Genomic DNA, 11,850 nt, shown 5'->3' with positions numbered 1-11,850 from the left:
TTAATCGATGTTAATTACCAAACTTACACTTAATAATTTCCGCGTATTCTGTGGACTGCATGAAATCGATCTAAGTCCTTCATCAGCCATCAGTGATGCGAAAGGTAATGAAATTGCAGGAACCGAGCGCCCTATCATTCTGTTCGGTGGCTTAAATGGGGCAGGTAAAACCTCAATACTCACAGCTGTGCGCTTAGCACTGTATGGTCGGCAATCTTTTGGAAAACCACTTCATAATAATGAGTATGCTGAAGCCCTGGCTGAGCTGGTTCATAATGGCAATGGTGTTAACTCACCAGAACAAGCTTATATTGAATTAGAGTTTACTCATAACCAGTCAGGTGAAGAAAATACTTATAAAGTTATCCGTGGCTGGAAAAAAGGCAAACTGGATAAACTGCAGTTAGAAAAAGATGGACAAGAGCTTCCTGAACTTTCTTATGATCAATGCCAAGGCTTTTTAAACGAGCTAATTCCGAACGGCATCGCCGATCTTTTCTTCTTTGACGGCGAAAAGATTGCCGAATTAGCCGAAGATGAATCCGGTAATGTATTAAAGACCGCAGTAAAACGTTTATTAGGTCTTGATGTGATTAGTAAACTGAAAAGTGACTTACACATCTACCTCAAAAAGCAAGGGGCTTCTTTACTGGATCAATCGGTAAAACAACAATTGGCTCAACTTGATGAAGTTAGAATAAAACACGAACGTAAATCAGAAGTCTTACGTAATGAAGCCGATCTTCTTTCCAGCCAAATAAAACAAGTAACCAGAGATATTCAAACTCTAGAAAATGACCTATCACGCAATGGTGGTGCTTGGGCTGAAACACGGGAAGAAGAAAAAGATAAAATCGACGCTCTTCTCAAAGAAAAAGTGGAACTTGAAAAGCAGCTTCGTATGGAGATGGAAACCAGTTTACCTTTTGCTTTAGCGCCTAATGCAATGAAAACTCTTCTGAATAAAATTCAGCAAGAGCAAAAGCTAAAACAAAAACAAAACTTTGGTAAAGAGCTGGATTCGTTCCTTGATACATTAAGACAAGATCTGTCATTCCGTCTATCTGGTTCAGCTCCAGTGGCAATGGAAGCGATTGGTGATTGTTTTAATGAGTACATGAAAGACGCGACAAATTCAGAGCTATTGTTAGATATTTCAGATCGTCAGGCAAACGCCATTGATTATCAAGTAAATCATAGTAAAGAGTCTTATACTCGTTTTGATGAAGCAAGAACTCGCTTAGCTGAAGTGGAAAACCAATTGGACCACATTTCTGAAAATGTAGCTCGTGCGCCAGAAAAAGAACAGCTACAAGACACATTGGATAACATTCGCAAAAAAGATAAGAAAAAACAGGAACTCATTTCTGATTACAAAGCACTTTTGGAAGAAGCAAAACAAGAGCTGCGTTTAGCACTGGATACGGCTAAACAGATCCAAAAATTACATGATAAACACCGTGATAACGCCAGTAAAAATGCAAGTATCGAAAATGCCCAAAATGGCATTTTGCTCTTGGATAAATTCGCTGAACAGCTAACTCGATCTCGGGTAAAAACATTAGAAACCAACTTTGTTGCATCATATAAAAAACTGGCTCGCAAAGAAGATTTACAGATTACAGCAAGCATTAACCCTAAATCATTCGATGTTGAGTTAATTGACGAGAATGGTAATAAGATCAACCGCAAAGCAATGTCCGCAGGTGAAAAACAGATTTATGCGATTTCAATTCTAGAAGCACTTGGGACTACATCAGGCCATAAACTGCCAATTATTATCGATACGCCTTTAGGTCGTTTGGATTCGCACCACCGAGATAAGCTAGTGGAAAATTACTTCCCTACCGCAAGTCATCAAGTTGTAATTTTGTCAACGGATACCGAAATCGATAAAGATTATATCAACCTCATTCAGGATGATATCGCCAAGACTTACGAGATCTGCTTTGATGGTAGAACCAAATCGTCTCATATCAAACAAGGTTACTTCTGGCAGCTAGCAGTACAGGAGGCAGTGTAATGTTACCTAACCGTATGAATTTAACTCGCTCAACGGAAGAGCAGCTTAAGAAATTAAAAGGCTATACCGGTATAACACCCAACGTATCAGCACGTATCGCTTTTTTCCGTTCTATTGAAAGTGACTTTCGTTATTCAGGACAGGAAGCTAAATTAGATGGTTCTCTGGTTTTGGATAAGTTTACCTGGCTTGGGGAAACCAGTGATGTGACTGAGCTGATGTTGAAACTGTATTATCCAGATCTAGATAGTAAGCAGCACCAACAGGCTTGGGCTGCTCATGTTGAGGATGGGATTGCGGCTGTACGTAATCATCGAACATTAATAAATTTATCAAATTCTGTAAATCTGACCTAACTAGCTGGTAAGAGACATAATTAGAAGATCACCCTAATTATGTCTCTCTAAATATTTTCATAAAAACAGATTATTCAGATTTTTATTTTTAAATAAATCTAACACCTTATTTAAAATAAATAGAGACTTTCTATTCAATTAATCTCATCACTATATACTAATTTAGTCGACTTATCTGAAGCACTATCAATTTTAAAATAATGAACCTCATCAACATTGATATTTTTAGGTACATTTATTGTTTCATAACAAATATTTTCATTTATAAAGGCAAGAATCGAATCATCTGTATTTCCTTGAATTACCTTAGCCTTAACAAGGCTATCTAAATTATCCAACTCAAAAATAAATTTATCACAAATCTCTTTATTCTCGGATATCCAACATTGTATTGCCTTGCATTTAAACTCTCTCAAGTTATATTTTGTTATATTTTTCTCAAACAGTCTATGAAGTTCAATAAACCAATCATGATGATCCTCAGTAAAATCAGCTAAGATAGCATCTAAGTCGTCATGATTCACTCCTAAAGCATATGCAAAAAGTTCTGAGTTATTTTCAATATAATTTATAATATCTTTTTCTGGAGCTAAATTATTCGTGGATGGTAGATAAACGGAAGGTATCTTTGAATCCGAAATAGCTTTTCCACGTTGATCTGCATCGTAAATTGCTATGAATTTCATATCTTTTTTAGAATTTATTCTCTTAGCTACTTCATAAATATTAGACTCTCCCGACATACTATGCAGGTTACTTACCTCTACTAAATAGTGCCTATAATAGCAAAAAATCTCCTCTAATAAGATTTGAGCAAATTCATCTTCAACTAACAATATATGAGACTTAGGAGAGCTTAACCCCAGAGTTTTTCTATATTTAATTGAATCTCTTTCATTGACTAATACAAACTTGCTTGAAGACTTTCTCTTTAAAGAAAATATAGATGTTGTTTTTAAACTACTTAGTATATGTTCAGAATGAGTTGTCAAGAATACTGTCAGTTTTTTATCACTAGCATAAAATGAAACAAAATCCATTAAAATACGTTGAAATCTTGGACAAACGAATGATTCAGGTTCTTCCATAAAAAAATATGAATTATTTTCAAGAGATAAAATACTCCAAATTAATATTAGACATTTATGCTCTCCTGAACCCATATATTGATTAGTATAAGTTATATCATTTAATGTAACTTCAAAATATGGGAATATTTTATTATTTTCTTCTTCACCAGTTTTATCACTTGGTTTGAATTCATAAACAACGATATTAGAATATTTTTTACCGAGAACTTTTTTTATGAATTCCTTATGCTCATCATTCAATGAAAACTGGGGGGAATTATTTAATATCGTTTTAATATCACCTTCTGATTTTATCGCTTCGAGCGTTTCAAAAGCGAAGACTGAAGGATCTAAATAAAATGAATCTACAGGTAATCTCTCTTCAGAGTTTAGATTTAAGGTTAAGTTACGAGATGGAGAATGCTTTCCACCTCTTAATGTTAGATTGACATCTACACACTGAAGACTTTCTAACAGATGCTCTGGAGAATTACTTGTATCCCCTGAAATAGCGGCATAAACGGATCTAAGAAAATTACTCTTTCCTACTCCGTTTCTGCCGCATATTGCAGTTACAGCAGAATTAACCGGCAAACAAAAATCATCAAATGATCGACTATTTCTGAAAGAGATATTTTTAACAACTGAACGATAATTTTTGAATTTGTTTACATTATCCCAGCCATCATTGATTTGGGCTAATTTCATAATTTAAACACTCCATACAACTTCTTCAGCATATTCTTCTAATACTAGTTTGACATTTTTATTGTCAAATCTACTTATCATGTCAATAATTTGCTGTTTTTTATCTTCAGAAAGTATATTTGCACCTGGGCATGTAATATATATAAAAATAGAAATAATAATATCTCTTATAGCTAACGAACTAGTAGTGGTCACTCTAGATGTAGCTCGCTCATTAAATATAAGAAAAATGGAGTTAATAATATCAAAATCTAAACCCAAATCGTCAACATTTATGTCTGTATTATTTTTATGGTCATATCTTATAGATTCAAACTTAATAAAGCTATCTATCAATACGGAATCATCATTGATACCATTAATGTGCAAGTCTGCTATCAGATATAACCAAGAAAAAACTGTAGCTTTAGTGACATGAATATTTACTTGATTGCTTTCTGTGATTTTTTTTACTTTTGAAAGTATAGAAATAGAATATTCCAATGCATCTATCACTTTTAAACTATATGGCGTATCCTCTCTAGCCAATTTATTTAGATCATTTTCTGTATATTTTACAAACAATGAACCATGTTCTAATAAATAACACAATTTCACAAATAAGTCATGATATGCAAGCCTCTGATTACTAAAGCCCAAGAATGAACTAGTAACTTCATACTCTTCTAACTTTGAGACTAAATATTTCATTTGGGATCTTAATTCACCAACATAAGCATTCCTTTTTTCTGCAGATGTTAATTTTAAGGATTCATTTAGTCTGTTAAATAACTCTCCAGGCTCTCCCTGGTTATATTGTTTAATTTCTAAAACTCTAATAGTATATGAATCAAACTGACTTTTCGCTTCATCCGGAAGTTCACTATATTTTTTGCCATGTAAAGAATTAATATATTCATCAAAGGGTTCAATATTACCATCAACTCGAAATTCCCCCTTTTTGAAGCCCACTATCGAACTCAACCGTTGCTGCCCATCAAGTACCTCTTGCTTTCCTGTTGTCGCATCAAAAATTACATGTATAGGAGGCACGTGCCACCCCCTAAGTACTGTATCTACTAGTAATTTCTTCTTTGGACCTTTCCAAACCTCTGCTCTTTGAAAATCTGGCTGGAGATCTAATTGTCCTTTATCTATTTTGTAATAAAGAAAATCGATTTCTCTGTCATATGATTCTATTTTCATAAACCTTTAGCTCAAGTTATTTTTAATCTAAATTAAAACGTTAATAAATTATTTAACCAATTCCCAAAACGCCCTATCACGCATTTTCACAATATTCTTAGCGCCGTCTATATACAAGCTATAATGTTTATCCAGTTTTTGGATCGTATCCATTAACCGATCTTGATCTGCTTTTTCATTCACACTAAACATCGCTTTAATATCTTGTGCTTTAATTTTTGCTACTCGGTGAATTACCCATGTTAGGATATAACTTGAATAATCATTTTCGCCAGTATGGAAATGGGTAATGTCCTGAGTAGATAAAATAACGCCAACCCCATATTCACGACCTTCTCTTAGAATTTTGCGCAAACTTGGAAAGTTCTGAGACATAAAGTTATCGGCTTCATCCACCAGAATCATCTTAGTGATTTGACGGAAATCCCCTTGGACTTGTGGTTTTCCTTTCTTCTGCATTTGCATGTAGAAAAGGTCTAATGTTAATGCCACCACCAAGCTTTGTATTTCTCCAGGATAACCAGCCAGTTCAATAACCGTAATTCCATCCATTAAGTCATACAAACTTTGGCATTTTTGATAATCAGTCTCGAACACCTCTAATTCACATAGTGTCTCTAATGCCGCATATAACGAATCAGGATCGGGTTCAGAATCTAAAAATAATTGCCAGACATCTTCGATGGTTGGTGCTGGTTTTGACCATGTGATTGGATCAGCTTTGTGAATACCTGCTAACTCATAAGCCTCCCCAATCAATTTACGAAGTTTCAGTTGCTGCTTCTGACCTAAGTTAAACGCCCTTGCCACTGTTTCTGAAAACCCACGAGCAGTATGTACTGGCAACATTGGTGTATCACCAAACAAACTCAGAGGGTTATATGGCAAATGGAATAGATTAAATTTCTTAGCTCCAGAAGCTTGTTGAAACTCATCATCCACATAATCCGATTTATAATCGAAAATAAGCATTCCAATAGGTTGACCATCAACATTATTGTGTTGATTACGGTATAACTGTGTAATTGCCGATTTAGTGAACTGAGTCTTCCCCGTCCCCATCGTGCCAATAATACCTGTATTGGTATTCATAAACTTGGCAGTATTGGTTGGCTCCCACTCTAAAGGTTGTTGGTTCATAGCATTATGACCAAACAGAACTGTTAAGTGTCCATCTGATTCAACAATGTTCGATTCTTTTTCTGACTCTTCTACTTCTTCAATAAACTCATCTGAATCATTACCAGTTGAATCAGTATTTGAATCTTCACCATCTACGACTTCATCAGTAGCTGGTTTAGCATCAGCTATTGACGTTATAATGTTCGTTGTAGCATCTCGAAGAATATACTCATCAGGAACTTTATATATTTGGCTAATTGATTGACCATCTAAAAGCTGTTGAAGCGGTGTAGAAACAAGAGAATCCAATAATGACATTGGTAACTCAATGCGTAAGATATCCTCTACCATTTGGTAGTTTGTATCTAAACATGCGGCTGTTTCTAAATGGCTAACCACAAAACCTTTTGGATAATTCTCTATCTCATCAAGCTGATAATGCCCTGCTAGCCATTGCTCTTTCTCTGCGAGGAATGAATCAAAATAACCAGAATGGAAAACATTGTATAGACGGTATTTATCAACCTGCATTAGGATTTGACGAATAAACAAACTGCGATACAGCTGAGCTAATAAACTGTCACCGCCAAGAATATCTTCCGCTAAATAACGACCGAGCTCTTTAGATTGCTCAACCGCTTTCTTGTAATCAGGTATAGCACCTGTTTTTACCTCTAATGGTAAAAGATAAAGGGTCTGATCTTTCAATCCAACCAATAATACATCATCAGAAATAGCACCTTTCCGATATCCATTTACATTACGGGAAAATTCAGTATCTGACATTTTTAAGCCCAGATTTCCCGAAACACGGATCATCTCAGCGACAGATAATGGAACCCAAGTAATATCCGATTGACTTACCATGCTGGTGACAAATTTATAAGCACCGATAATTCCACGACGCTCTTTTCTCAGCTTTTCAAACTGCTCAACGGATTTGTTACCATTTGCAGGGCTGCTGATCATTTTTAACAGCCAATCACCATTAAACGCATTGAACTCATCAACAAAACCACCTTTTTCGTGATCAAGAACTTTTTCAAATAAATGGCGTTGTGCGGTAACGGTAATCGCGTCGTAACTCGATGAACTGGTGTACTGATCGGAATAATGGATCAATACCACATCTTCATTACTATGGAAGAAATCAAGGGTAACTTTAGGATCGATAATAGTGGTCCAAACGGAGCTATTATAAGAACGTTTTAACAGCGCTTTAAAATCTTCACTTACCGCAAGTGAGACTGCGTTTTTACCGTGATACTGGATATTTTTACCCAATGCAGGCTTAGTTAATGACCCAATATACTTCGCCATTTTTAAATGCGGCTTATCATAGTAAGTGATGTTCGCCAGCCCAAAACCAGTGTAATAAGATCCATTATTGCTATGGGAAGCTTCACCTGCCAATAAGCCATCTGCCGCAACACTGCATTCCATATCATCAATATCCACATCGGTACAATCGACTTTACTGTTATTACGGAAAAACGTTAAGTGTGCGTAGGACTGCCCTCCAGACTCAACTTGGCTATTAGTGAATTTACTGTAGGTCAATCGAGTTCTCAGAGTATCAATGACTGAGTCAGCAATTTCTCTTAATTTTTGTCCTTTATCCAGTCCTAACCAAGATTTAATCGCTTCATACTTATCTGCTTCAGCAAAACGGTCAAAAGCATTAAAAAGTAATTGGTCATCATATAAGTTGACATGAATTGATGACGCCTGCTCTCCGTTGTCTTTGATGTAATCAACCAATCCCAAGAAGAGCTCTTCTGCTTGTTCAAGATTCACAACATTGATAATCAAACTGTTATTGTGGTCATCAAATAGCTGACTAAATGCCGCCTGAAATTCTTCAATTTTTTCTTTAACCAGCTTGCGAATAAAGGTATGAGTACTGTGTTCTTGAGGAACACTTTTTATCCAAAAGGCATTTTCTTTTACCGTCTGATTATAGGAATACTCATAATCAGGATGATAGCTGTATGGCATCAAACCAGCTGGTACAAGCCTATCTAACGTCACAGACGGTATATCTGAAAAACTATCAGAACTATCCGACTTTATTTGACGACACAAATTGAAGTAATACGACAAAATCAATGGATGATAAGGTGAATAGAATTCTTCACCGTCCAACCATACTCGTCCAACCTTTAATACTAGTCGTTGCTCATCGGACAATGAACCACTAGTTGGAATCGCCGAAAAATACTCAAGACAAGTATTAACAATTCTCTCTACGATATTGAGATATTCATCTCCCCAAGAAACCAAAGATGGCGTACTTTTTTTATCGGTGAGATAAGCAAATAACTGTTGATAAGCTTGCTCAATTTCAGGGGCACATGAAGAAAGTTCAGCTAATGGGATACTGTTATCTTCCCCAATTAAACAGATTGCCTTTTCATCAATAAAGCGCTGTTCAAATTTTAAAAGTTGCGCTCGTGTCGCCGTTACCACAAATTCGCTGTTATCTAGTCCAACTTTACTTTTATTCGCAAAGAACTCTCCATTATATTCATCGTTAAATAATTTATGGAGTCGGCCTTTGTTAAGCAGTAATGGAAGAGGAAGAGAATCCTTAGCTACAGCACCCTCCACACGTAATTTTAATTGTTGTTCACCAGACTGCAGAAAGAACTCAATTTCATCCGATTCATTTGCTAGAGACTCAAAATCAACCACTCCGTACTGGTTGATATCAACAACTTGATTGGTATCGGTTAATTCACAAGAAACCGTCCCATTTGGATTAACAGGCAAACGATTTTCATCAATATTAATCGTAATTCGCTGCTTATTTTTTTGAGGTTCAACCGTGAATACATTTTTAAATGGTTCGAGAAAGAATTGACCTTTCCGAACAACTAAACACTTAAATGTATAGTTTTCAGAGGTATTATCCCGTCGAAGAGCAATAGTGAAATAAGTCGGTTCGCCATTAAAAGAAGAATTTAATGTAGCAAATGCGCTTTTAAACGAATTTCTGACAGTCCATTGTTCGCTATCGTCCAGTGCTTTTGCCGGTTGAATTTTTAATTGCTGTTTAGTGAGATCGCTGGTCCCCTTAAATTCTAATCGTAATTCAAATTCAGCCTGTTCTGAGTCGAGTTCAATAATGACATGTCTATCACGCATACCTGCTTTAGACTCAGAACGGTTACGAGCAATTATATTACCGGAAGTAAGATTTTCACTTTCCAATATTAACTGCTGTTTAGCATTATTTTTCTTCTCTTGCAGCAGTGCTTCCAGTTCTAGCTTTTTCCATTCATCTGGCTCTGCATCAATAAAATGTTTACGAATAAAGCGTTCACTAAAGTCTTTCAAGCGCTCGAGTAATTGTTCACCGAAGTTTTCAACTTCATAGGAAATTTCTTGGTACAAAGAACGATTGATATCCAAACGGGCTTTGATCTGTTTTGTATTATGTTCCATCTGTGTAATCAATGGATCATCAAACATATCCAATTCATGAAAGAGCAGATCACCATCTTCAACAGCTTTAAACAGTTTTTCAAACCCGAACATGGTTGCACCATCTTCGAGAATATTATCGAACTGATTATCTAATAAACATTCTGAAACTTTATGATTTTTATCAGTTTGATCGACGAGTGTTTTCAGCGCATCCCGAATGCATTCGGGGCTCCAAACTTGACCTTTTGAAGCTAAGTTATCAGCCGAATTAATCAGAGTATCCAATAAGCTATTATGAATAATAACTAAAGCACAACCTTTTAAATCACCTTCTTGGCTGGCAATTTGATCCCTTAGATGAGAAATATAGTTTTCAGTAAAACCTAAAGAGCTTGAACCAGCTTCACCATGCAAAACAGGGATTATTTTACAAGAACCAGTATCAATATAAGATAACTCCGTTCCATGAGGGGTCGTAAAACTTCCCGTGGTACGAGCTTTCATTGCTAAGAATAGCCGTTCACTATTCTCATTATCAGGTGACTTAAATTGATAACGAAAACCCGGTTTTATATCCTGACTCGCCTGTTGCACAAATCGCTCAGCAAGAAACTCTTCAAATTGTTTTTCGGACATAAACCGCATCTCCACTGTCACTCATTTTTTCTACATTACCAATACGCTCAAAAAACTTAATCAGCTCAAGCTCTGTTTGTTTATCCAAAAAGACACCACGGGCTTTGAATTCACCAACTAATTCCTGAAAACGTATTTTTTCTCTTTTCCCAATGGCTAAATTAGCTAAGAGCAGTAAATATTCTTGGTTAAGAACCAACACTCGTCCCGCACGTCCTCTACGATGTACAAACCCTGAAGCTAGATACTTTTCAACTTCTGCTACATATTTACGATTAATCGCAGGACGTTCTGTTGTTTTATCCTCAAACTGGGCAACACTAAGCTTGAGCAACTGATCTAACCACTTGAATGCATCGTCTGACTCTTCAAGAACCATGTCTAGATTTCGATTTGCTTTAAACGCTTTGGCAAATAAAGCTAAACGCTCACTCACAGTTGCATTTTGGCTTTCTTGAATATTTTGAGCTAATTGCCATAAAGGTAACTTTTTACCATTGGGTAATGATGATTTCTCAGGTTGCAACATTTCAAGCATGGTTAAATACGGAAATAACCTGTAACAGCCGTCTTCAAATAGCTTATAGCCATGGTTTCTAACATGGACTCGTTCACTACTTGCTCGTTCATGATCCATAATAAAATACAGAGGCTTAGATTCTGGAGCTTCGGCTTTTCTCCAATCGGGCAACACAAGAGAAAGTTGAGCCACGTAAATAAAACCATATAAACTTAAAAACGGTTGAATTTGAGCAAGTAAGTATTTGGGGTGTTCAGATAAAAACTGCAGATCTTTTCTAAAACATGCCGATAGAAAAGGTAAATACGGTAATTCTTTTGCGGTAAACGATTCTTCTCGCATTTGATTTCTTAGAGTGGTTAAGATTTCATTCTCTAAAAAATTCAGCTTTGTATCGAAATCTTTGATCCGTAGTTCTTGAAGCAAATTAGTAAATAATGAGGCAATCCGTTCATCACTTTTACTACGAACCTCTTTTTGGCTCTTAAATAATAAGGTTTCAGGACTAACACTAAATAACGCCCCATCCTCAAAATACATTTTATCAAGTACTGTCCAAAACTCTTTGCGCCCAAGTTTCGACTCAAATACATCCTGACAGTCTTGTTTAAAAGTAACGTAGTCATAGTTATCGATTTTTTTTCTAATCAGGGTGCCCAAAATTAAACCAATGACAACACTCCAATCAAAATCATTGCCTTTTGTTCTAATAGGTAAAAAACTATTTAAACTATTTTTATTGGCCACTTTATCTTTGGTTACAGGGAGATCAGCGTTAAATGGTAAAGAAAAGTTATCCAT

6 protein-coding genes are annotated in these 11,850 nt (G+C 35.9%); 2 read left to right on the top strand and 4 right to left on the bottom strand.

Going from position 1 to position 11,850, the window contains the following annotated elements; translation table 11 throughout:
- Positions 1–7: 7 nt before the first annotated feature.
- Positions 8–2,023 carry a DNA sulfur modification protein DndD gene (gene dndD / locus EES38_RS14420; RefSeq protein ID WP_124937917.1) on the top strand — a complete coding sequence of 672 codons (2,016 nt, stop codon included), beginning with the start codon at positions 8–10 and terminating at the stop codon, positions 2,021–2,023.
- Positions 2,023–2,379: a DNA sulfur modification protein DndE gene (dndE, locus tag EES38_RS14415; protein WP_124937916.1), complete on the top strand. Its 357-nt coding sequence runs from the start codon at positions 2,023–2,025 to the stop codon at positions 2,377–2,379. The genes dndD and dndE overlap by 1 nt, the downstream gene beginning before the upstream one ends.
- 134 nt (positions 2,380–2,513) lie before the next feature.
- On the opposite strand, the gene EES38_RS14410 is transcribed toward dndE, so the two are convergent.
- The 4 genes from EES38_RS14410 to dptG are packed head-to-tail and all read right to left on the bottom strand — an operon-like array spanning position 2,514 to position 11,850.
- Positions 2,514–4,157, bottom strand: a complete 1,644-nt coding sequence (locus EES38_RS14410; protein WP_124937915.1) for an ATP-dependent nuclease — start codon at positions 4,155–4,157, stop codon at positions 2,514–2,516.
- 3 nt (positions 4,158–4,160) lie between these two features.
- Positions 4,161–5,342, bottom strand: coding sequence for a DUF262 domain-containing protein (locus EES38_RS14405; protein ID WP_124937914.1), 1,182 nt, complete (start codon positions 5,340–5,342; stop codon positions 4,161–4,163).
- Positions 5,343–5,390: 48 nt separating this feature from the next.
- Complete coding sequence (gene dptH / locus EES38_RS14400) at positions 5,391–10,529, bottom strand: DNA phosphorothioation-dependent restriction protein DptH (RefSeq protein WP_124937913.1); 5,139 nt, start codon at positions 10,527–10,529, stop codon at positions 5,391–5,393.
- On the bottom strand, positions 10,510–11,850 hold the full coding sequence (gene dptG / locus EES38_RS14395; protein WP_124937912.1) for a DNA phosphorothioation-dependent restriction protein DptG: 1,341 nt from the start codon (positions 11,848–11,850) through the stop codon (positions 10,510–10,512). The genes dptH and dptG overlap by 20 nt, the downstream gene beginning before the upstream one ends.

This window comes from Vibrio viridaestus (genome assembly GCF_003856525.1).
In the GTDB taxonomy this organism is placed as follows: Bacteria; Pseudomonadota; Gammaproteobacteria; order Enterobacterales; family Vibrionaceae; genus Vibrio; species Vibrio viridaestus.
This window is presented reverse-complemented; position numbering and strand designations above follow the sequence as displayed.

What these genes read in the sequence shown, in the direction of transcription:
- dndD (WP_124937917.1), top strand. Translation starts at nt 8, where the DNA reads ATGTTAATTACCAAACTTACACTTAATAATTTCCGCGTATTCTGTGGA.
- dndE (WP_124937916.1), top strand. Translation starts at nt 2,023, where the DNA reads ATGTTACCTAACCGTATGAATTTAACTCGCTCAACGGAAGAGCAGCTT.
- EES38_RS14410 (WP_124937915.1), bottom strand. Translation starts at nt 4,157, where the DNA reads ATGAAATTAGCCCAAATCAATGATGGCTGGGATAATGTAAACAAATTC.
- EES38_RS14405 (WP_124937914.1), bottom strand. Translation starts at nt 5,342, where the DNA reads ATGAAAATAGAATCATATGACAGAGAAATCGATTTTCTTTATTACAAA.
- dptH (WP_124937913.1), bottom strand. Translation starts at nt 10,529, where the DNA reads ATGTCCGAAAAACAATTTGAAGAGTTTCTTGCTGAGCGATTTGTGCAA.
- dptG (WP_124937912.1), bottom strand. Translation starts at nt 11,850, where the DNA reads ATGGATAACTTTTCTTTACCATTTAACGCTGATCTCCCTGTAACCAAA.